The following is a 20,786-nucleotide window of genomic DNA, read 5'->3' as shown; positions in this document are numbered from 1 at the left end:
GCCGGGCTTTATGCCGTCTGCATCTGTCCTGCGCCGTCTCAGGCTTTCGGCTTGATGCCGTAGACATGCTCCGGCCCCGGAAACGCGCGGGACCGAACGTCCTTCGCGTACTCCTGAATAGCCTGCTCGATGCCCGGCCCGAGATTGCCGAAGCGTTTGACGAATTTCGGCACCCACGGCGACAGGCCGAGCATGTCTTCGAGCACCAGCACCTGGCCATCGCACGCGGCACTTGCGCCGATGCCGATTGTCGGGACGGAGACAATTTCGGTGATGCGGCGCGCCAGCGGTTCAGCCACCGCTTCCACCACCATCGAGAACGCACCGGCCTGCGCCACCGCCTTCGCGTCGTCCTGAAACGGACCGCTGCCGTTTTCGCCCGCAGCGATCTTGATGGCTTCGTCCCTGCCCTGCGACTTGAAGCTGCCGAGCGTGTTGATCGACTGCGGCGTGAGACCGATGTGGCCCATCACCGGAATACCGCGCGTGGTCAGAAACTCGATGGTCTCCGCCATGCGCACGCCGCCTTCCATTTTCACGGCGCCGCAATGGGTTTCCTTCATCACGCGCGCGGCGGAATGAAACGCCTGCTCCTTCGAGGCCTCATAGGACCCGAACGGCATATCGACCACGACCAGCGCCTGCTTCGACCCGCGCATCACCGCGTGGCCTTGCAGGATCATCATGTCGAGGGTGACCGGAACGGTGGTCTCGAAACCGTGCATCACGTTGCCAAGCGAGTCGCCCACAAGAATGATGTCGCAATACTGATCCACCAGCGCCGCCGTATGCGCGTGATACGACGTCAGCATCACGATAGGCTCGCCGCCCTTGCGTTTGAAAATGTCTGGCGCGGTTTTGCGTTTCACCGCTGTCTGTACGGACATGTCTTAAACTCCAATCACAGGGACGCCGATCACGAGAGGATGGAATGCGAACGCCAGCGCGGCGTAGACCACGACGCCGACCGCGATCGCGATCAGATCGTTGCCGACCCCGCCGACAGGAATCGGCGGCGCGCCGGGATCCTCACGTCGCTTCAGGGAAATGCGGTCGTACACGGCCCATGCAAGAACGGACCCGAACAGGATGATCGAGCCGAGGTCGCCGTTCGCCAGAAGGTGCAGCAGCGCCCAGAGCTTCACGCCGGCCAGCATCGGATGTTTCAGCGTGGTGTAGATGCGCCCGCGAATGTAGGACGCCACCACCATGATGACCGCGGGCAGCATCAGCGCCAGCGCGATGTGCCGCATGGCAACCGGCGGATGCCAGACATTGATCCAGCCCGTCGCGCGATAGGCGCTAAAGCCCCAGACGATCAACGCAAGCCCCGCGAACGAGACCAGCGTGTAGAAAATCTTGTAACCGCTCTCGCCCAACCGCGCGATCACGGCCGCGCGCGGACCGCGCAACGTGGTCAGCGTATGGACGCCTAGAAACAGCGCCAGTCCCGCGATCAGGATCAACAAGCCCATGGTGCCACTCTCCCCGCTGTCCCGCAGGTAACGGCTTTTTCGAAGCGTTTCCAACCGCGCGCCGGTCCTGCTAGGGTTCGTCCGCGCTGTGCCCGGGTATCATTTTTAGGGTGCGGCGCGCAATGCCGCTTCCGCATTGCAACCCCGCTCCAATCCTTCCCAGCCTCATGAAATCTCTTGCAATTGCCGGATTGACGCTGTCCCTCGCGGCAGCCATGCCCGCGAACGTCCAGGCCGCGGACCCGGTCTGGCCGCCCAAAGTCGTGAAAATCGTGGTGCCCTATGCGCCCGGTTCGACGCCCGATCTGGTGGGCCGGATCGTCGCCGACGATCTTCAGGCCCGCCATCCCGGCGCGAGTTTCATCGTCGAGAACAAGCCCGGCGCCGGCGGCAACATCGGAACGGACGCTGTCGCCAAGTCAGCCCCCGACGGCGCGACATTCGGCGTCAGCCTCGGCGGCCCGCTCGCCATTAACACGCTGCTGTTCTCGAAGCTGCCCTACGATCCGGCCAGGGACATCGCACCGGTGACGATGCTGACATCGTTGCCGAGCGTGCTGGTGGTGCCTGCGAGCCTGAATGTCAGCACAGTCGCGGAGTTTATCGCCGCATTGAAACGCGACGGCGCAAAACTCGCGTTCGGTTCGATCGGGGCCGGTTCGCTGTCGCATCTCACGATGGAAGCCGTCGCGCAGCGCGCAGGCGCGTCCATGATTCATATTCCCTACGGCGGATCGCCGCAGGCTGTCACTGCCGTGATCCGCGGCGACGTGCAGGCTGCGTGCCTGCCCGCCATCGCGGTGACGCCGCAGCTCGCGAGCGGTCAGGTCAAAATTCTCGCGGTCGCGACCGCACAGCGCTCACGCTTCCTGCCGAACGTTCCAACACTGAAAGAGTCCGGCATCGATGTGGAGTCCGACGCATGGAATGCGCTGATCGCGCCGGCCGGCACGCCGCCCGCGATTATCGCGCAGATCAACGATGAGGTGCATGACGCGCTGACCCGGCCGAGCGTGCGCGAACGGCTTGAGACGCAGATGATTGAGCCAACGCCCTCGACTCCGGCAGCCCTGCGCGCGCGCATGGACGCCGAGATCAAGTTGTGGTCCGATGTCATCAAGCGCGGCGACATCCGGATCAACTAGACAGCGACGGGAGCAACGCGCAATGACAGAAGAAAAAACCACCGTCGCCTTCGAGCGCAGCCACAACATCGTCATCGCAGCCCCCGCGAAGGCGGTGTTCGATTACGTCACCAATCCGCAATCCTGGCCGGAATGGCTGGCGGCGTCGCATCATATCGACAGCGCCAATCGCCCGCTCGAGACCGGCGAGCTGTTTCACGAGAAATGGCACATCCGTTCCGGCGAGGTCTCGCTGAACTGGATCGTGCGCGCCTCCGTTTCTCCGAAGCTCTGGATCGTGCAGGCGGAAACCGACTTCATCGGCCCGATCGTCGTGCAGTACACCTGCGAGGACGTGAGTGGCGGCACGAAGTTTACCCGCACCCTGCGCAACCCGGCGCGCAAGAAGCTTCCGACCGACGAGCAGATCGCGGCAATGGACGCGGAGGCCGCGGTGGGCTTGGGAAATATCAAGGCTCATGTGGAGAAGCGGACGGGCTCAACGCCTCACGCGTAACAACGCAGCAGGATGTTAAGCAAAGGAGTGTGGGTCGCAAGGCTCCGCAAAAGGTTCAAGGCTGCTGCGGCGGGCTGTCCGGCTTGAGCGGGCGATTGTCGATGTAACGGATCATGATCGGCTGCCCGACAATGGCATTGCTGAATCCCTTTGTCAGCGCAAATGGGACGCAAGCATCGAGCGACGCGGTGATCGAACTGAAATAGACATCGCGTGTATGCGCCGACACTCCGCCTGTTACATACGTCATGCGAGGCGGCCCAATCAGGCGCCCATCCCGCTTGAGGGAGAACCTGACCGACATCTCCGTTCCTTCGCGCGCCTCGTCCGACGACGGCGACGTCCAGCAGGCACGAAGGGCCGTGAACAAATCCTCGATGGTGTTCAGGTCGCGATCAGGCTTGATGTAGTTTGCGGCGTCCTTTTGGCCCGGCTTGCTGAGGACCGTGAGTTGCAACGTATCGCCGAGAAAGTAACCCGCCCTGGGGACGCATGGGCCGTAACGGATCGAATTGCAGAAGGAGCGCGATTCACGCAGTCCGCTCGGTCTTATGCCGCTCAATGGACGTGAAATCTGCGAAGCGCCGCTGCGCTGATTGTCCAAAGCAAGGCTTGCCTCTGCCCGGAACATGGCCGCCGCAAACATGAACGCAATCCATGTGCATCGTGACATGCAGGCCTCAACGGCAATTGCGACTTCAAGCCTTCTTCTTCACGTCCTTGATGCTCGAGAACACGATGCCCTCGGCGCGCTCGCGGGTGTAATCGAGATAGAACTGGTTCTTGGCGAGGAATACCGGATCGCCGTCGACGTCGTCGGCGACGCCGGAGCCGTTGGCTGAGACGAATGTCTCGAGCTTCTTGCGATCCTCCGACGAAATCCAGCGCGCGAGCTGGAATTCGCTGACCTCGAAATCCACCGGCAACGAGTATTCCGCGTCGAGCCGCGCCTTCAGCACGTCGAGCTGCAACGATCCGACCACGCCGACCAGCGCGGGCGCGCCGTCGCGCGGACGGAACACCTGCACGACGCCCTCCTCCGACATCTGCTGCAAGGCTTCCTTCAGCTTCTTGGCCTTCATCGCGTCTGTCAGCCGCACGCGGCGCAGGATTTCCGGCGCGAACGACGGCACGCCGACGAAATTGAGGTCCTCGCCTTCGGTCAGCGTGTCGCCGATCCGCAGCGTGCCGTGATTGGGAATGCCGACCACGTCGCCGGCATAGGCTTCGTCCGCGATAGCGCGGTCCTGCGCGAAGAAGAACTGCGGCGACGACAGGCTCATGTTTTTGCCGGTGCGCACCAGCTTGGCCTTCATGCCGCGCGTCAGCTTGCCCGAGCACAGCCGCGCGAACGCGATGCGGTCGCGATGGTTCGGGTCCATGTTCGCCTGAATCTTGAAGACAAAGGCGCTCATCTTCGGATCGTCGGCTTCGACCTTGCGCTTGTCGGCGTCCTGCGCGCGCGGCGACGGCGCGAAACGGCCGAGGCCTTCCAGGAGATCGCCGACGCCGAAATTGCGCAGCGCGCTGCCGAAATAGACCGGTGTCATGTGGCCCTCGCGGAACGACTGCAGGTCGAACGGCTTCGAGGCTTCCTTCACCAGTTCGAGTTCGTCGGCGATCTCGCCGGCATCGAGATTGGCATTGCGTCCGGCCAAATCGGAAATCTCGATCTTCTCGGCCGCACCGGTCTTGGCGCCGCCGCCCTCCAGCAGACGGATGCCACCGGTTTCGATGTCATAGGTGCCCATGAAGTCGCGGCCGCGGCCCACCGGCCAGTTGATCGGCGTGGTATCGAGCGCCAGCGTCTTCTCGATCTCGTCGAGCAGATCGAACACGTCGCGGCTCTCGCGGTCCATCTTGTTGACGAAGGTGATGATCGGGATGTCGCGCAGACGGCAAACCTCGATCAGCTTCAGCGTGCGCGCCTCGATGCCTTTCGCCGCATCGATCACCATGACGGCGGAATCGACCGCGGTCAGCGTGCGATAGGTGTCTTCCGAGAAGTCCTCATGGCCCGGCGTGTCGAGCAGGTTGAACACGAGGTTCTGAAACTCGAAGGTCATCACGGACGTGACGACGGAGATGCCGCGGTCGCGCTCGATCTTCATCCAGTCGGAGCGCGTGTTGCGCCGTTCGCCCTTGGCCTTGACCTGACCCGCGAGATTGATCGCGCCGCCGAACAGCAGCAGCTTTTCGGTCAGCGTGGTCTTGCCGGCGTCGGGATGGGAGATGATCGCGAACGTGCGACGACGCGCCACTTCTTCGGCAAGCGGCGTGAGCGGCGGCGACTCGGCGGCGATGGCGGTGTCGGACATGATGGCGAGCGTGTGGCAGGGAAACGCGGCAGGATCAAGGGAGATTCAGAAGTCCATGCACTTGCATCCTTCGATGACTTGAGCCATATTCAAATCGCGAGGACGGCCTCGTTTCACAGACATATCCGCAGGGACGGCCCTGCTATGGAGGTTCTAAGCCATGGCTTGGACAATGCTGTTCGTTGCGGGTTTGCTTGAAATTGGCTGGGCCATCGGCCTGAAATACACCGATGGTTTCACGAAACTGATGCCGACCGTTCTGACCGTCGGCAGCATGATCGCGAGCGTCGCCCTGCTCGGCCTCTCGCTCAAGACCTTGCCTGTCGGCACCGCTTACGCGGTCTGGACCGGCATCGGCACGGTGGGAACCGCCCTGCTCGGCATCTGGCTGCTGGGCGAACCGGCCGCCGTTGTAAGGCTCGTCTGCATCGGACTGATGGTCGCGGGAATCATCGGCCTCAAGGTCGTCGCGTAACGCCCAACGCGCGTCAGCGCCAGCCAGCCAGCGTCACCGCATAGTAGGTCGCGGCGGCGACCAGCGCCGCGGCCGGGATCGTGAAGATCCACGCCCACACAATGGAGCTCGCCACGTTCCAGCGTACGGCGGAGGCGCGGCGAGCCGTGCCGACGCCGACGATGGCTCCGGTGATGGTGTGCGTGGTGGACACCGGCACGCCGAGCCATGTCGCCATGAACAGCGTCACCGCTCCGCCGGTCTCCGCACAGAATCCCTGCATCGGATTGAGCTTGGTGATGCGCAGCCCCATGGTGCGTACGATGCGCCAGCCGCCCATCAGTGTGCCTAGCGCCATCGCCGCCTGACACGACAGCACCACCCAGAACGGCACACTGAATTCGGAGCCGAGATGGCCCTGCGAGTACAGCAGCACCGCGATGATCCCCATGGTCTTCTGCGCGTCGTTGCCGCCGTGACCGAGCGAATACATCGAAGCCGAAACGAACTGCAGAATCCGGAACGCGCGATCGACGGCGAACGGCGTCGACCGCACCGAGGCCCATGACACGATGGCCGTCAACGCCAGCGCCAGCAGGAAGCCGACCAGCGGCGACAGCACGATGGCAAGCAGCGTCTTCGACAGGCCGCCCCACACGGCGACCGAAAGTCCGGCCTTGGCCATGCCCGCGCCGAGCAATCCGCCGATCAGCGCGTGCGAACTGCTGGAGGGCATGCCGAGCCCCCAGGTCACCAGATTCCAGACGATCGCACCGATCAGCGCGGCAAAAATCACCTGCGCGTCGATCACCTCGGGGTGAATGATGCCGGTGCCGATAGTCTGCGCGACGTGAAGTCCGAATACCGCGAACGCAATGAAGTTGAAAAACGCCGCCCACGCCACCGCGTATTGCGGACGCAGCACACGGGTCGACACGATTGTCGCGATGGAGTTGGCGGCGTCGTGCAATCCGTTCAGAAAATCGAACAGCAGCGCGACGATGATCAACCCGACCAGGATTGGGAAAGCGAGCGAGGCGTCCACTGTGCGATCCTGACCTTAAACTTGTTCGATCACGATGCTGTTGATTTCGTTCGCCACGTCGTCGAAGCGATCGGCGACCTTTTCCAGATGCTTGTAGATTTCAGCGCCGACCACGAAGTCCATCGTGTTGCCGTCGCGGTGCTTGATGAACAATTCCTTGAGACCGATGTCGTTCAGGTCGTCGACGCGGCCTTCGAGCCGCGTGATTTCCTCGGTCAGCGCCGTCAGCGTCGTGACGTTCTCGCCCATCGCCTGCATCAGCGGCAACGCGCGGCCGACGAGGTTCGCGCACTGGACGAGGATGCTGCCGATCTCGCGCATCGGCGGCTCGAAAATCCGCACCTCGAATAGCATGACGGCCTTCGCCGTCTGCTGCATCTGGTCGATCGCGTCGTCCATCGCGGTGATCAGGTTCTTGATGTCGCCGCGATCGAACGGCGTGATGAAAGTCCGCCGTACCGCCGTGAGCACTTCACGGGTGACCTGATCGGCGTCGTTCTCGAACTGATTGACGCGCTGGCAATAGACCGGCGTTTCCTCGCCGCCGCGCAACATCCCTTCGAGCGCCTCCGCACCCAGCACGACCGATTGGGAGTGCCGGGCGAACAGATCGAAGAACCGTTCCTCCCTCGGTAGCAACCTACGAAACCAGCCAAGCATCATCGTTCTCCGGCATGACAGCAGATGTCACTTATCTGTCATAAACCGTTTCGCGGGCCAACAGTGGAAGACCAGCGTCAAAGCGCCGGTCATCCACTGGTTTATCCGGGGAAGAAGGTCAGGAAGATCTTGGGGTTACAGCGATCGCTTGAAGAAATGAGCGATTTCGCCGATGACGCCGCGGCGGAAGGTCAGCACGCAGATCACGAAGATCGCGCCCTGGATCACGGTGACCCACTGCCCGAAGCCCGCCAGATACTGCTGCATGGCGATGATCACGAAGGCCCCGACCACGGGACCGAAGACGGTGCCGAGCCCGCCGACCAGCGTCATCAGCACGACTTCGCCGGACATGGTCCAGTGCACGTCGGTCAGCGATGCGTTCTGCGCCACGAACACCTTCACCGCACCGGCAAGACCCGCCAGGCTGCCGGACAGGACATAAGCCAGGAACTTGTACTGGTCGGTCTTGTAGCCGAGCGAGATGGCGCGCTGCTCGTTCTCGCGGATCGATTTGAGGACTTCGCCGAACGGCGAGTTGATGGCCCGGTAGATCAGCAGGAAGCCGAGCAGGAAGATCACGAGGACCACGTAATAGAGCGTCGTCGCCTTCGACAGGTCGAAGATGCCGAACATCATGCCCTGCGGAATGCCCTGGATGCCGTCTTCGCCGTGGGTGAAGGGCGTCTGAAGGTAGATGAAGAACAGCAACTGCGACAACGCCAGCGTGATCATCGCGAAGTAGATGCCCTGCCGGCGGATGGCGATCAGTCCGGTGATGACGCTCAGCGCGCATGAAGCAACGACACCCAGAATGATACCGATCTCGGGCGACACGCCCCAGACCTTCAGCGCATGCGCGGTCACGTAGCCCGCCGTGCCGAGGAACATGGCGTGACCGAACGACAGCAGGCCGCTGTAACCGATCAGAAGATTGAAAGCGCAGGCGAACAGCGCAAAGCACAATGCCTGCATCACGAAGTAAGGATAGATGCCCGTCAGCGGCACGATGGCCAGCAACCCCGCCATGATGACGAAGGCGATCATCTCGTCGGCGGTGCGGCCCTTCACGGGAACGGCGTTGTCGGTGATTGTTGCCATGTCAGTTCGCCCGTCCCGTCAGTCCCGTTGGCTTCACAAGCAGCACCAGCACCATCAGCACGAAGACCACGGTGTTGGATGCCTCGGGATAGAAATACTTGGTCAGACCCTCGATCACCCCGAGCGTGAAGCCAGTGATGATCGAGCCCATGATCGATCCCATGCCGCCGATCACGACGACCGCGAACACGACGATGATGAGATCCGCGCCCATCAGCGGGCGCACCTGGTTGATCGGCGCGGACAGCACACCGGCCAGCGCCGCAAGGCCGACGCCGAGGCCGTAGGTCAGCGTGATCATGCGCGGCACGTTGATGCCGAAGGCGCGCACCAGCGTCGGATTTTCCGTCGCGGCGCGCAGGTATGCGCCAAGCCGCGTCCGCTCGATCATGTACCAGGTCGCGATGCAGACGATCAGCGAGAAGATCACGACCCAGCCGCGATAGATCGGCAGGTACATGAAGCCGAGATTGACGCCGCCCTTGAGAAGATCGGGAATGGCATAGGGCAACCCGGACGATCCGAAATAATTCTGGAACACGCCCTGAATGACCAGCGCCATGCCGAACGTCAGCAGCAAACCGTACAGATGATCGAGGCCGGTCAGCCATTGCAGCATCGTGCGCTCGAGCAGGATGCCGAAACCGCCGACAATGATCGGCGCCAGGATCAGCGCCCACCAGTAGTTGATGCCCGCAAGGTTCAGCAGGAAGTACGCGACGAACGCGCCCATCATGTAGAGCGCGCCGTGCGCGAAGTTGATGATGTTGAGCATGCCGAAGATCACGGCCAACCCAAGGCTGAGCAGCGCGTAGAACGAGCCGTTGATCAATCCGACCAGAAGCTGGGCGTACAGGGCTTGCATCGTATTCTCTCGCGCGCACTAAACCGTGTTGAATGGATGCCCGGCGGCGTGAAGCCGCCGGGCGATCGCGATTACTTCTTCAGAAGCGCACAGGTGCTCTTGTCGAGCGGCGTGAACGCCTGATCGGCGGGAATCGTGGCGACCGTCTTGTAGTAATCCCAAGGTCCCTTGGATTCGGCAGGCGACTTCACCTCGAACAGGTAGGCCGGGTGCAGATTGCGGCCGTTCGGCTGGATCGAGCCCTTGCCGAACAGCGGATCGTCGACCGGCATTCCCTTCATCGCAGCGACGATCTTTGCGCCGTCATGCGAATTGCCGCCTTCCTTCTCCAGGACCTTCAGATAGTGGATGATGGAAGAATACACGCCGGCCTGCACCATGGTCGGCATTGCCTTGTTCTTCATGCGCTCGGCAAAGCGCTTCGAGAACGCGCGCGTTCCGTCATTCAAATCCCAATAAAAGGTTTCGGTCATGTTCAGACCCTGCGCGACGTTCAGACCGAGAGCATGCACGTCGGAGATGAACATCAACAGCCCGGCGAGCTTCTGCCCTCCCTTGACGATGCCGAACTCGGACGCCTGCTTGATGGCGTTGATGGTATCACCGCCCGCGTTGGCAAGGCCGATCACCTTGGCTTTCGACGACTGTGCCTGAAGCAGGAACGACGAGAAGTCAGACGAGTTCAGCGGGTGACGAACGCCGCCAACCACCTTGCCGCCCAGCGCCGTCACTGCCGCAGTCGTGTCACGCTCGAGCGCGGAGCCGAATGCATAGTCTGCCGTCAGGAAAAACCACGTATCGCCGCCGGCCTTTGTCAGCGCCGAACCCGTTCCGTGGGCGAGCATGTAGGTGTCGTAGGTCCAGTGAATGGTGTTCGGCGAGCACTGAGCGTTCGACAGATCCGAGGTGCCTGCACCCGAATTCAGGAAGATGATGTTCTTCTCTTTCACCAGATTGTTGACTGCGAGCGCGACCGACGATGTGGGAACGTCGGAAATGACGTCGACCTTGTCTACGTCAATCCACTGACGCGCGACGCTGACGCCGATGTCCGGCTTGTTCTGGTGATCGCCGGCGACGACTTCGATTTTCCAGCCCTTCTTGTTCAGGCCGGAATCTTCAACAGCCATCTGGGCTGCCAGGACCGAGCCCGGGCCGCCGATGTCCGCATAAAGACCTGACTGATCGCTCAACACGCCGATCTTGACGTTCTTGTCCTGCGCGAAAGCGCCGGTGGCCGCACCAAACACCAGCGCGGTGCCCAGCATCAGCGTTGAAATCGTTTTCTTCATTGTCTTCCTCCTGGATGCCGCCTGTTAGCGGCGTTTGTTGTTACTCGATAACTGGTCTTGATAGCGGCTCACACACCGAGATAGGTGTGCAGTTTCTCCATGTTGGCCTGGAGTTCCGAGTTTGCGAACGTGTCGATGATCTTGCCGTGCTCGACGATGTAGAAGCGATCGGCAACGGTCGCGGCGAAACGGAAGTTCTGCTCGACCAGCAGGATCGTGAAGCCTTCCGCTTTCAGCCGCGCGATCATCTTGCCGATCTGCTGAATGATGACCGGGGCAAGACCTTCGGTCGGTTCGTCCAGCATCAGGAACCGCGCGCCGGTGCGCAGGATGCGTGCGATGGCCAGCATCTGCTGTTCGCCGCCGGACAATTTCGTGCCCTGGCTGCCGAGGCGTTCCTTGAGATTCGGGAACAGATCGAAGATCTGGTCGAGCGACATGCCGCCGCCGCGAATGATCGGCGGCAACAACAGGTTTTCCTTGACGTCGAGGCTTGCGAAAATGCCGCGCTCTTCCGGACAGAACGCCACGCCGAGGCGTGCGATCCTGTCCGACGACATGCGGATGATTTCCTGGCCTTCGAACGATACCGAGCCGGTGCGCTTGCCAATGATTCCCATCACCGACTTGAGCGTCGAGGTCTTGCCGGCGCCGTTGCGGCCGAGCAGCGTGACGACCTCACCGGGGCGCACATCGAAATTGATGCCGTGAAGGATGTGGGATTCGCCGTACCACGCTTCCAGATTCTTGACAGCGAGAACCGGAGAGCCTGCGACGCTGTTCATGGCGGAATTATTCATGGTCATGGCGGGATTATTCATGGCCCGCTCCCAGATAGGCTTCCTTGACCTGCGGATGCTTCGAGAGCGTGGCGTAGTCACCTTCCGCGAGGACCTTGCCGCGCGTCAGGACAGTAATGGTGTCGGACAGGTTGGCGACGACGTTCAGGTTATGCTCGACCATCAGGATCGTATACTTCTGCGAAATCCGCTTGATCAGCGCCGCGACCTTGTCGATGTCCTCATGGCCCATGCCCGCCATCGGCTCATCCAGCAGCATCATTTCGGGATCGAGCGCCAGCGTGGTCGCGATTTCCAGCGCGCGCTTGCGCCCGTAGGGCATTTCCACCGCAGGCGTATTGGCAAATTCGCTCAGCCCGACATCGTCGAGCAGATCCCGCGCGCGGTCGTTGAAACGATCCAGCACGGACTTCGAGCGCCAGAAGTCAAACGAGTTGCCGTGCTGACGCTGCAAGGCGACGCGCACGTTCTCCAGCGCCGTGAGGTGCGGAAACACCGCTGAAATCTGGAACGACCGGACCAGGCCAAGCCGGGCCACATCGGCCGGCGCCATTGCCGTAATATCCTGCCCCTTATAGAGAATCTGGCCGCGCGTCGGCTTCAGGAACTTGGTCAACAGGTTGAAGCACGTGGTCTTCCCGGCACCGTTCGGGCCGATCAGAGCGTGAATACTCCCCCGCCGCACCCGTAGATTGACGTCACTCACGGCCACAAAACCCGCGAATTCTTTCGTCAATCCGTGGGTTTCAAGAATAAACTCATCAGACAAGCGAATTCCCCCTGTCAGCCTTCACGCGAGCGCTCGCGTGTGACCGTTTTTGGCAGCCGTACCCTCAAGATTTTCAGGGAAAACCTCGCAAGGACCGACAGCTCGGGCGAGAATATGCAGCGAATTGTAAGCGTTGCGCAAGGTGCAATGCTGCCCAGCGGAACGTGCGTAATCTGCAAAAAGTATAATAGACGCCACTGCCCAAGCTCGCGCCAGCCGCTTTGCGCCGCTCCGGAAACGATCCGTTAAGCCTGTTTCCGGGCTTGATTCGGCTTTCACTGAAAATTTCAACCCAAGACGGAAGATTGCTGGCAATGAATTTTTAGCTATTTCATTTTGGGATTTCAGCGATGGATTTTTTAAGCGCAGCCCCGGCGATCGTAAAATCTATCAAGCAGCGCGAGCTCCTGAATTACTGGCTGCGGCTTTATGCCAGGCACGAACGTCTGCCGACGTTCGACGCCTATCAACCCGACCGTCTTGCCGACGAACGCGACGATCTCGTCTACATCGTCGTCAAGGGCGCCGGCGATGCACTCCGCTTTGTGATCGACAGCGACGGCACGCGCATGTCGAATGCTTACGGGACGACCGGCAAAGGCCGTTATCTCGATGAATATCTCGGCGCCAAACTCGCTCCCGCGGTCATGCCTATCTACCAGGAATGTGTCCGGCAGCGACTTCCCGTCTTCAGCATCTCGCAGGTCAACGACCTGTACGGCCGCAAGGTGGATTACGAGCGCCTCCTGATGCCCTTCTCGAACGGAGCAGGCGTCGACTGGATCATCGCTTCACTGAAGACGATCAGCGATGACGGCGGCTTTGAAATCCGCAACCTGATGCGCGCGAACGACGTGGAGCCGAGCTACAAACTTCGCGCCGTCATCAATCAGGATCTGTTCCACAAGCCCCCCGGCCGCATCGCGCCCGGCGATGCGATCGAGTTCGTCTAGGGCAGCGTGAGCCCGCGAAGCGGTTCAGGCCGCCGCGCGGGTATGCTCCATCTCCTCGCCGATCTCGATGGGATGCGCCATCGCCTCGTGCAGCTTGTCCTTGTCGAGTTCACCTTCCCATCGGCTAATGACGACGGTGGCGACGCCGTTTCCGATCAGGTTGGTCAGGGCGCGGCACTCGCTCATGAACTTGTCGATGCCGACCAGGATCGCCAGCGACGCGATCGGAATATCCGGCACGATCGCAAGCGTCGCCGCCAGCGTGATGAAGCCTGCGCCGGTGACGCCCGATGCGCCTTTCGACGTGACGATCGCGACACCGAGAATGCCAAGCTCCTGCCAGATCGTGAGATGCGTATTGGTGGCCTGTGCAAGGAACAGCGTCGCCAGCGTCATGTAGATGTTGGTGCCGTCGAGATTGAAGCTGTAGCCGGTCGGGATCACGAGGCCGACGACACCGCGCGACGCGCCGAGCCGCTCCATCTTCTTGATCATGTTGGGCAGCACCGTTTCGGATGAACTGGTGCCGAGCACGATCAAAAGCTCATCCTTGATATAGGCGATGAATCGCAGGATGGAGAATCCCGAGAACCGCGCGATGCCGCCCAGCACCAGCAGGACGAAAAGAACGCTGGTGAAGTAGAACGTGCCGATCAGCGCTGCCAGATTCCACAACGCGCCGAGACCGTAAGCGCCCACCGTAAAAGCCATCGCACCGAAAGCACCGATCGGCGCGGCGCGCACGATGATACGGATCACGCCGAAGAAAACCTTCGCAGCCATATCGATGGCGTGTGCGATGGGCTCGCCGGCCGGTCCCAGAAAGGCAATCGCGAAACCGGACAGGATCGACACCAGCAGCACCTGCAACAGATCGCCCTTGGCGAGCGCGCCGATGAAGCTTTCCGGAATGATCGCCATCAGGTGCGCGACGATGCCGTCTTCACTCGCCTTGTGGACGTAGGTCGCGACCGCTTTCGGATCGAGCGTCGCAGGATCGATGTTGAAGCCGCTGCCGGGCTGGATGATCTCACCGACGAGCAGACCGACCAGCAGCGCGATGGTCGACACGACTTCGAAATACAGCAGCGCCTTGAGTCCCACGCGGCCAACACGCTTGAGATCGCCCATCGAGGAAATGCCGTGCACGACCGTGCAGAAGATGACCGGTGCAATCATCATCTTGATCAGCGAGATGAAGCCGTCCCCGAGCGGCTTCAGCGCCTTGCCGGTGTTCGGATAGAAATGACCGATCAGGACGCCGAGCGCGATGGCGATCAGCACCTGAATATAGAGTATGCTGTACCAGGGCGATCGCGTTGAGGCCGGTGCTGACGAGGCGGTGGTCACGGTCATTGGAGGTATCCTGCGAGGGGCGGCGGTAAAAACGTGCGTCCGCGGAACGTGCGCCAGAATGCCGCACCCCTCAAGCAAAATCCATACTCCGCAGACCTCCTTCCACGCTCTCGTGATGCGGAACCCCTCCGCGGAGTTCAAACCCGCTCCGACGCATCAACTCACCGCTTGATCGACGTCTCGTAAATGTCCGGCTTGAAGCCGACCAGCAGCTTGCCGCCGGTCTCGAGAACGGGACGCTTGATCATCGACGGCTGGGCCAGCATCAGCGCCATCGCCTTCCTCTCGGTGAGATTTTCTTTCTCGGCGTCGGGAAGTTTCCGGAACGTGGTGCCGGCCTTGTTCAGCAGCGTCTCCCAACCGACCTTCGCGCTCCACTTCTCAAGACGCTCCTTGTCGATGCCCGCCGTCTTGTAATCGTGAAAGCTGTAGTCGATGCGATGCTTGTCCAGCCACGCGCGGGCCTTCTTCATCGTGTCGCAGTTCTTGATGCCGTAGATTGTGATGGGCAAGGCGTATCCTCAGGTAAATTCACGAACCGAACTTTAGCCACGCAACGGCCAGCGCGCGAGGTGTATGTGCCTGCCCTGCCCCACAAGGCTGTGCACGAGCACGAACTCCGTCACGGTCCACCCCAATGTTTCGATCGCGCGCTCTTCAACAATGCGCTGATCGTAAAGCAAGGTCATGTGCGGCGTGAAATGCCGCGTCACCCAGCGTCCCAGCCCGGCTTTTGTCATGACCTCACCCAAGCTCCGGTGAAATGCGGTCAACGCGGCCATGTCTCCGCACGCGCGCAACACGAACGGCCTCCTTGCTCTCCTGTTATGGAAACTCAACGCATGATCGAAACACACCTCGAACGGCGGTATGGACACGGCAGCCGCCGCCGCATGCGTCGTATCCACAAGTCCGGGCGGCACACCGTTGTACTTGCCGAGACTGTGCAACGAGACATGAAGACATGACGACGCAAGCGCCTTGCCGCTCAGTCCGTGATCCCTGCGACATTGCTGAATCCGCTCATCGATCGCGGGGACGCTCGTGATAGGCGGGACGAACGCCAGGAACAGATTGTCGGTCGGCTCCGGCGGACTTTCAAATCCCGGCAATACAAGCTGTTCGGACATGATACGCACTCCGATTTCATATGGGAACAAATCATGAACATTTCGGCCTGTAAAGCGGCGGGCCGCGTCGGTGCCTCAGAGGCCGTTTCCGGCTTGACGGCCGGCCTGCCCGGCTGTATTTAAGCATCTACTTAAATAAGAGATGACCATGCCCAGCGATGCTCTGAGCGGCACTTTCAAGGCTCTCGCCGACCCCACGCGGCGCGCGATCCTTGCGCGTCTTGCGCTCGGCGAAACCTCGGTTCTGGAACTGGCAAAGCCATTCGCCATGAGCCTCCCGGCCGTCTCCCAGCACCTGAAAGTTCTGGAGAGCGCAGGCCTTGTCGCGCGCAGCCGCGACGCCCAGTGGCGGCCCTGCCGGCTGGAGCCCAAGGCGCTGAAGGACGTCACGGAATGGCTCGATCAGTATCGGCGGTTCTGGGAGGAGAGCTTCGGCAAGCTCGATCTGTATCTGAAAGACATCCAGCCAAAGGAAACGGACACATGACGACAACTCTCAAGGTCAAGGCGAGCGCGCCGGAAGACCAGCCCACCATCACGATGGAACGCGAATTCGACGCCGCTCCGGCGGCGCTGTTCCGTGCCTTCACCGACACCGAAGCTTTGAAGACGTGGTACGGCCCGAACGGCTTCACCATCACGGTGCACGCGATGGACCTTCGCGTCGGCGGCCTGTTTCGCTTCACCATGCACGGACCGGACGGCACGGACTATCCGAACCGCATCGCCTACCGTGAGATCAAACCGGCAGAGCGCCTCGCCTATCGCCACGACTCGGACATCGACGACGATCCTCGCGCCTTCGACGTCACTGTCACTTTTGAGGCTTTGGGCACAAGCCGGACGCTCCTGACGATGCGCTCGATTTTCCCATCGGTCGAAGCGCGCAATGCGGTTACGAAATTCGGCGCGGTCGAACTCGGCATGCAAACGCTCGAAAAGCTGGCGGCCTATGTGAAGGGATAGTTTTGGCGACGGAATCGTGGGCGCTCCTTGCTCACCGCCCGGCTAATGGCCGTCATTGCCTGAACCGCCGCTCGCCGACCACCGAATCTGTCATAGGGTAAGTGGTCGGCTGCCCGGGGGTGAGGATGGAATTTACCGCATTGTTTCTGACGATCGCGATCGTGATGCTCGTCGCATGGCGCGGTTCGCGATCCCTCGCGCTGGCCTTGTCCGCCGCCGTGCTCATCGCGTGCGCGGCCACCTTTCTGCATCACGCGACCGATGCCTTGAAGCTGTCGTTCTGAGGCACATCATGACCCCAGCGCGCGCGATCAGCCTCAACGCACTCAGCCTCTACGCCGTGGCGGGCCTCCTTGCGGCGGCATTCGCAGCACAGTTGCTGCTGAATGAACTGCCCTGCCCGCTGTGCCTCCTCCAGCGCGTCATGTTCGCGGCACTCGCCATCGGGCCGATCCTGAACATCCGCTTCGGGCCGCGGCCCAGCCACTATGCGCTGTCGCTGTTCGCTGCCGTCATCGGCGCGGTGGTATCGACCCGACAGGTTCTGCTTCACATCATGCCGGGGGATTCCGGCTACGGCTCCGCGATATTCGGCTATCACTACTATACGTGGGCCTTGCTGGGATTTATCGCCGCCATCGTGATGCTGTCAGCCATTCTGCTGTTCGACAGCCAGTTCGACAAAAACAATAGCGAGCCTGCGGCTTCAGCGGGAGCGTTTGCGCGCGTCGCAGTCTGGCTCGTCATCGGGCTTGTCGCATTGAACGTGATATCGACGCTGCTGGAATGCGGCTTCGGCGCGTGCGCCGATAACCCCGTTGTGTATGAGTTGCTCAAGCGCTGACGCGGCCCCCGTTCCGCCGGGCCGAGATCAGTTTCAGCCAGGGCGTCACATGGAACGCGCTCATCAGCACATACATCGCGGCCATGCCGCCGAGCGGCGACGCGCCTTGTCCGCTCGAGCACAGCATCGCTGGCATCCCTTCACCGAGAACACCTGTCAGCAGCGCCATGATGGCGAAGGTCGGCGCTGCCGCGAGACTCAGCCACTCGGCCGCGCGGAACGCGCCTGCGTTGCCGGGCACCGGCCCGCCGTCCGGTGCGCCTGAACAGGCGGCGCTCATGTCTGCGCACCCCCGTCTTTTTTCCGGAACGCCTCCTCTCCGGCATCCGACACCGCGACCCACTTCGGATCAGGCGCCGCGCCGGCGACGTAACTGTCGTTCCAGTTCCACCACTTGTATGGCCGCTCCTGCGGATAGCCCTTCGGTGAGTCCTCCCACACCTCCTGACGTCCGAGCGCGGTCATGTCGAGGTAGCTCCAGACGGTGCCCATCGCCTCATCGCCGCGGCTGTTGATGAGGTAGGTGCGGAAAATGCGCTCGCCGTCGCGGATGAAGGCGTTGTGACCGTGCCACTCGTCCACACCGAAGTCGGCGTCGAAACTGTCGGTGATGGTGACCCATGGGATTTTCTCCCAGCCCATCCGCGCCTTCAGGCGCTTGATGTCGGCCTGCGGTGCGCGCGAGGCATACACGAGGGTCGTGTCGCGCGCGTTCAGATGGACGGGGTTGGAAACCTGGTCGGCCCCCAGTGAACAGCCGATGCAGGCATGTTCCGGCCAGCCGTGCACGCCGGGCTCGAAGAAGGCGCGGTAGACGATGAGTTGGCGGCGGCCATTAAACAGATCGAGCAGGCTCACTTTGCCGTTCGGGCCATCGAACGTGTAGGTCTTTTCCACCGCCATCCACGGCATCCGCCGGCGCTCGGCCGCCAGCGCATCACGCGCGCGCATTTGAGCCTTCTCCTTGACGAGAAGCTGCTGACGCGCGGCCTCCCACTCCTGCGGCGACACGATTGGTGGTGTGTTCATTTCGTTCTTGCCGTTCTTGCCTGTCGTCATGATCTGTTCTCCATCGGCGTCATCGCCCCGCCGTTCGATCCCAATACGGCTTGCTGGCTGGCGGTCGTGGGTTAGATTAGGGCCGGGCCGCCGGACAGTGGGAGTGACAAGTGTGTCGGGATTCAGATGGACTCGCTAATCACGGCAGCGGCCCACGCGCTCGCGTCGGGTGATCCTCTCGGCGCATTGAACAGGGTTGCACTGCGCGACGACCCGCCTGCCCTCGCGCTTCGCGGCATCGCGATGGCGCAACTCGGCGATCTCGTCCGGGCACGAACCCTCCTGCAAAAGGCCGCGCGTGCCTTCGGGCCAAAGGAAGCCGTGGCCCGCGCGAGGTGCGTCGTCGCCGAGGCAGAGATTGCGCTGGTCTCGCGGGATCTCGGCTGGCCCACCAAGCCGCTCGAAGCGGCCCGCATGGCCCTCGAGAAACACAACGACTGGGTGAATGCCGCCCATGCGCGGCATCTTGAAGTCAGGCGCCTTCTCCTGATCGGACGCCTCGACGAGGCGGAGCGCGCGCTCGCCAAGCTCGATCCGGCGCCCTTTCCGCCCGCATGGCGGGCCGCGCACGAACTGGTCGTGGCCGGGATCGCGATGCGGCGACTTCGGACCAAGGACGCGTACGCCTCGCTCGCACGCGCCGGACGCGCGGCGCGCGACGCCCGTATCCCGTCGCTTCTGGCGGAGGTCGAAAGCGCCTCACGTGTCCTGAGCACGCCCGCGGCACGGCTCATTGCACACGGCGAGGAGCGCACGCTCCTGCTTGAAGAGGTCGAAGCATTGCTGGCATCGAAAGCGCTGGTGGTGGATGCGTGCCGTTATGCCGTGCGTTACGCGGGCACGACGATCTCGCTCGCACGGCGGCCGGTGTTGTTCACGCTTGCCCGCGCGCTCGCCGAAGCGTGGCCGAAAGATGTGTCGCGGAGCGCGCTGCTCGCGCGAACATTCCGCGCAAAGCACGCCGATGAATCGCATCGCGCGCGGCTGCGCGTCGAGATCGGACGGCTTCGCAAGGCGTTGCGGCCGGTGGTCGACGTGACCGCGACCAAAGACGGGTTCGCGCTTGCGCCGCTTCGCGCGCGCGATGTCGTCGTATTGGCAACGCCCGTCGAAGAAGAGCACGCGTCGGTGCTCGCATTCCTCGCCGACGGCGAGTCGTGGTCGAGTTCGGCGCTCGCCCTGGCGCTCGGCGCCAGCCAGCGGACCGTGCAGCGGGCGCTCGATGAGCTTGGCGATGCAGGCAAGGTCCAATCGTTCGGCCGTGCACGCGCGCGCCGCTGGATGACACCGCCCGTGGCGGGATTCACGACGGCATTGTTACTCCCGGCTGCTCTGCCGGGTGGCTAGGCTGGAGCCATCAACAATGGAGACGGAAACATGAAACGAGCAGCAGCCGAAATTCTTCGCGAGTACGGACCGTTTCCCGGCGTCGAGGCCGTGCATGGCGTCACGTTTGACGGCCAGAGCATCTGGTTTGCGTCCGGCGACCGGCTGAATGTCCTCGATCCCGAAAGCGGCAAAACGGTGCGGACGCTCGACGTCCCCGCGCATGCCGGAACGGCGTTCGACGGACGCTATGTGTTTCAGCTTTTTGAAAAGAACATCCAGAAGGTCGATCCGAAATCCGGCCGCGTGCTTGCGACGATCCCGGCGCCCGGCAACGGCGGCGATTCAGGCATGGCGTGGGCCGAAGGCTCGCTCTGGGTCGGGCAGTATCGGGACAAGAAAATCCATCAGGTCGATCCCGAGACGGGAGCGATCCTGCGCACCATTGAATCGAGCCGTTTTGTCACCGGCGTCACCTGGGTCGATGGCGAGCTCTGGCACGGCACATGGGAGGGCGACAACAGCGAATTGCGGCGCATCGATCCTCAAACCGGCGACGTCATCGAGGAACTCGCCATGCCTCCGGGAATGGGCATTTCGGGACTCGAGTCCGACGGCGGCGATCGGCTTTTTTGCGGCGGCGGGCCGAGCGGAAAAATAAGAGCCGTGCGCCGGCCGAAGCGAGCCTCCAAGACTGTCTAAGCGCTTATGCAAACTCCCGCGAGCAGATCG

26 protein-coding genes are annotated in these 20,786 nt (G+C 62.1%); 10 read left to right on the top strand and 16 right to left on the bottom strand.

Annotation, left to right across the window (positions count from 1 at the left end; translation table 11 throughout):
• Nucleotides 1-38: 38 nt before the first annotated feature.
• Both panB and AC07UB_RS01000 read right to left on the bottom strand, forming a co-directional pair.
• Nucleotides 39-887: a 3-methyl-2-oxobutanoate hydroxymethyltransferase gene (gene panB / locus AC07UB_RS01005; RefSeq protein WP_492789470.1), complete on the bottom strand. Its 849-nt coding sequence runs from the start codon at nucleotides 885-887 to the stop codon at nucleotides 39-41.
• A gap of 3 nt (nucleotides 888-890) precedes the next feature.
• Nucleotides 891-1,475, bottom strand: a complete 585-nt coding sequence (locus tag AC07UB_RS01000) for an NnrU family protein (protein ID WP_494652455.1) — start codon at nucleotides 1,473-1,475, stop codon at nucleotides 891-893.
• A gap of 167 nt (nucleotides 1,476-1,642) precedes the next feature.
• Here AC07UB_RS01000 and AC07UB_RS00995 point away from each other — a divergent pair, with 167 nt between their 5' ends.
• Both AC07UB_RS00995 and AC07UB_RS00990 read left to right on the top strand, forming a co-directional pair.
• Complete coding sequence (locus tag AC07UB_RS00995; protein ID WP_494652457.1) at nucleotides 1,643-2,620, top strand: Bug family tripartite tricarboxylate transporter substrate binding protein; 978 nt, start codon at nucleotides 1,643-1,645, stop codon at nucleotides 2,618-2,620.
• Between the two features lie 22 nt (nucleotides 2,621-2,642).
• A complete protein-coding gene (locus AC07UB_RS00990; RefSeq protein ID WP_494652459.1) occupies nucleotides 2,643-3,116 on the top strand; it encodes an SRPBCC family protein in 474 nt (157 codons plus the stop codon).
• Nucleotides 3,117-3,171: 55 nt separating this feature from the next.
• Here the strand turns inward: AC07UB_RS00990 and AC07UB_RS00985 are convergent, their stop codons facing one another.
• Nucleotides 3,172-3,573, bottom strand: a complete 402-nt coding sequence (locus AC07UB_RS00985) for a UCP034077 family protein (RefSeq protein WP_494652460.1) — start codon at nucleotides 3,571-3,573, stop codon at nucleotides 3,172-3,174.
• A 241-nt stretch (nucleotides 3,574-3,814) separates the two neighbouring features.
• Complete coding sequence (locus tag AC07UB_RS00980) at nucleotides 3,815-5,434, bottom strand: peptide chain release factor 3 (protein WP_494652462.1); 1,620 nt, start codon at nucleotides 5,432-5,434, stop codon at nucleotides 3,815-3,817.
• 160 nt (nucleotides 5,435-5,594) lie between these two features.
• Here AC07UB_RS00980 and sugE point away from each other — a divergent pair, with 160 nt between their 5' ends.
• The gene (gene sugE / locus AC07UB_RS00975) at nucleotides 5,595-5,909 is read left to right on the top strand and encodes a quaternary ammonium compound efflux SMR transporter SugE (protein WP_494652464.1); all 315 of its coding nucleotides are present in this window, start codon (nucleotides 5,595-5,597) and stop codon (nucleotides 5,907-5,909) included.
• Nucleotides 5,910-5,922: 13 nt separating this feature from the next.
• Here sugE and AC07UB_RS00970 read toward each other — a convergent pair whose 3' ends face one another.
• The 7 genes from AC07UB_RS00970 to AC07UB_RS00940 all read right to left on the bottom strand — a co-directional run bounded on the left by AC07UB_RS00970 (nucleotide 5,923) and on the right by AC07UB_RS00940 (nucleotide 12,420).
• Nucleotides 5,923-6,933 (bottom strand): inorganic phosphate transporter, encoded by a 1,011-nt coding sequence (locus tag AC07UB_RS00970; RefSeq protein ID WP_494652466.1) that lies wholly within the window; start codon nucleotides 6,931-6,933, stop codon nucleotides 5,923-5,925.
• A gap of 15 nt (nucleotides 6,934-6,948) precedes the next feature.
• On the bottom strand, nucleotides 6,949-7,593 hold the full coding sequence (locus AC07UB_RS00965) for a DUF47 domain-containing protein (RefSeq protein WP_494652468.1): 645 nt from the start codon (nucleotides 7,591-7,593) through the stop codon (nucleotides 6,949-6,951).
• A 135-nt stretch (nucleotides 7,594-7,728) separates the two neighbouring features.
• Nucleotides 7,729-8,694 carry a branched-chain amino acid ABC transporter permease gene (locus AC07UB_RS00960; protein ID WP_492789489.1) on the bottom strand — a complete coding sequence of 322 codons (966 nt, stop codon included), beginning with the start codon at nucleotides 8,692-8,694 and terminating at the stop codon, nucleotides 7,729-7,731.
• 1 nt (nucleotide 8,695) lies between these two features.
• Nucleotides 8,696-9,559, bottom strand: coding sequence for a branched-chain amino acid ABC transporter permease (locus AC07UB_RS00955; protein ID WP_492789491.1), 864 nt, complete (start codon nucleotides 9,557-9,559; stop codon nucleotides 8,696-8,698).
• Nucleotides 9,560-9,630: 71 nt separating this feature from the next.
• On the bottom strand, nucleotides 9,631-10,851 hold the full coding sequence (locus tag AC07UB_RS00950; RefSeq protein ID WP_494652471.1) for an ABC transporter substrate-binding protein: 1,221 nt from the start codon (nucleotides 10,849-10,851) through the stop codon (nucleotides 9,631-9,633).
• A 68-nt stretch (nucleotides 10,852-10,919) separates the two neighbouring features.
• Nucleotides 10,920-11,636 (bottom strand): ABC transporter ATP-binding protein, encoded by a 717-nt coding sequence (locus AC07UB_RS00945; protein WP_494652713.1) that lies wholly within the window; start codon nucleotides 11,634-11,636, stop codon nucleotides 10,920-10,922.
• Between the two features lie 28 nt (nucleotides 11,637-11,664).
• Nucleotides 11,665-12,420, bottom strand: coding sequence for an ABC transporter ATP-binding protein (locus AC07UB_RS00940; protein ID WP_492789495.1), 756 nt, complete (start codon nucleotides 12,418-12,420; stop codon nucleotides 11,665-11,667).
• Between the two features lie 350 nt (nucleotides 12,421-12,770).
• Between AC07UB_RS00940 and AC07UB_RS00935 the strand changes: the two genes are divergently transcribed.
• Entirely contained in the window at nucleotides 12,771-13,373 is a 603-nt protein-coding gene (locus tag AC07UB_RS00935; RefSeq protein WP_494652473.1) for a PAS domain-containing protein, read from the top strand.
• 24 nt (nucleotides 13,374-13,397) lie between these two features.
• Here AC07UB_RS00935 and AC07UB_RS00930 read toward each other — a convergent pair whose 3' ends face one another.
• From AC07UB_RS00930 to AC07UB_RS00920, 3 genes are all read right to left on the bottom strand, one after another.
• Nucleotides 13,398-14,729, bottom strand: coding sequence for a dicarboxylate/amino acid:cation symporter (locus AC07UB_RS00930; protein ID WP_494652475.1), 1,332 nt, complete (start codon nucleotides 14,727-14,729; stop codon nucleotides 13,398-13,400).
• 161 nt (nucleotides 14,730-14,890) lie between these two features.
• Complete coding sequence (locus AC07UB_RS00925) at nucleotides 14,891-15,241, bottom strand: ArsC family reductase (protein ID WP_494652477.1); 351 nt, start codon at nucleotides 15,239-15,241, stop codon at nucleotides 14,891-14,893.
• Nucleotides 15,242-15,274: 33 nt separating this feature from the next.
• Complete coding sequence (locus AC07UB_RS00920) at nucleotides 15,275-15,859, bottom strand: 2'-5' RNA ligase family protein (protein ID WP_494652479.1); 585 nt, start codon at nucleotides 15,857-15,859, stop codon at nucleotides 15,275-15,277.
• A gap of 148 nt (nucleotides 15,860-16,007) precedes the next feature.
• On the opposite strand from AC07UB_RS00920, the gene AC07UB_RS00915 reads away from it, so the two are divergent.
• The 4 genes from AC07UB_RS00915 (at nucleotide 16,008) to AC07UB_RS00900 (ending at nucleotide 17,669) form a co-directional block, all read left to right on the top strand.
• Nucleotides 16,008-16,346 (top strand): ArsR/SmtB family transcription factor, encoded by a 339-nt coding sequence (locus AC07UB_RS00915; protein ID WP_492789500.1) that lies wholly within the window; start codon nucleotides 16,008-16,010, stop codon nucleotides 16,344-16,346.
• Complete coding sequence (locus AC07UB_RS00910; RefSeq protein ID WP_492789501.1) at nucleotides 16,343-16,825, top strand: SRPBCC family protein; 483 nt, start codon at nucleotides 16,343-16,345, stop codon at nucleotides 16,823-16,825. The genes AC07UB_RS00915 and AC07UB_RS00910 overlap by 4 nt, the downstream gene beginning before the upstream one ends.
• Before the next feature lie 125 nt (nucleotides 16,826-16,950).
• The gene (locus tag AC07UB_RS00905) at nucleotides 16,951-17,109 is read left to right on the top strand and encodes a DUF5993 family protein (RefSeq protein WP_494652482.1); all 159 of its coding nucleotides are present in this window, start codon (nucleotides 16,951-16,953) and stop codon (nucleotides 17,107-17,109) included.
• An 8-nt stretch (nucleotides 17,110-17,117) separates the two neighbouring features.
• Nucleotides 17,118-17,669, top strand: coding sequence for a disulfide bond formation protein B (locus tag AC07UB_RS00900; RefSeq protein WP_494652484.1), 552 nt, complete (start codon nucleotides 17,118-17,120; stop codon nucleotides 17,667-17,669).
• On the opposite strand, the gene AC07UB_RS00895 is transcribed toward AC07UB_RS00900, so the two are convergent.
• Together AC07UB_RS00895 and AC07UB_RS00890 are read right to left on the bottom strand one after the other, a co-directional pair.
• The gene (locus AC07UB_RS00895; protein WP_494652486.1) at nucleotides 17,659-17,949 is read right to left on the bottom strand and encodes a hypothetical protein; all 291 of its coding nucleotides are present in this window, start codon (nucleotides 17,947-17,949) and stop codon (nucleotides 17,659-17,661) included. The genes AC07UB_RS00900 and AC07UB_RS00895 overlap by 11 nt on opposite strands.
• Entirely contained in the window at nucleotides 17,946-18,728 is a 783-nt protein-coding gene (locus tag AC07UB_RS00890; RefSeq protein WP_494652488.1) for a DUF899 domain-containing protein, read from the bottom strand. The genes AC07UB_RS00895 and AC07UB_RS00890 overlap by 4 nt, the downstream gene beginning before the upstream one ends.
• A 126-nt stretch (nucleotides 18,729-18,854) precedes the next feature.
• Between AC07UB_RS00890 and AC07UB_RS00885 the strand changes: the two genes are divergently transcribed.
• Nucleotides 18,855-20,075 carry a helix-turn-helix domain-containing protein gene (locus tag AC07UB_RS00885; RefSeq protein ID WP_494652490.1) on the top strand — a complete coding sequence of 407 codons (1,221 nt, stop codon included), beginning with the start codon at nucleotides 18,855-18,857 and terminating at the stop codon, nucleotides 20,073-20,075.
• Between the two features lie 30 nt (nucleotides 20,076-20,105).
• Entirely contained in the window at nucleotides 20,106-20,756 is a 651-nt protein-coding gene (locus AC07UB_RS00880; RefSeq protein ID WP_492789507.1) for a Vgb family protein, read from the top strand.
• Nucleotides 20,757-20,786: the final 30 nt, after the last annotated feature.

The sequence above is a fragment of the Afipia sp. GW821-FHT04G03 genome (genome assembly GCF_059419985.1).
The sequence above is the reverse complement of the archived record's forward strand: the minus strand, read 5'-3'. Positions and strand labels throughout refer to the sequence as shown.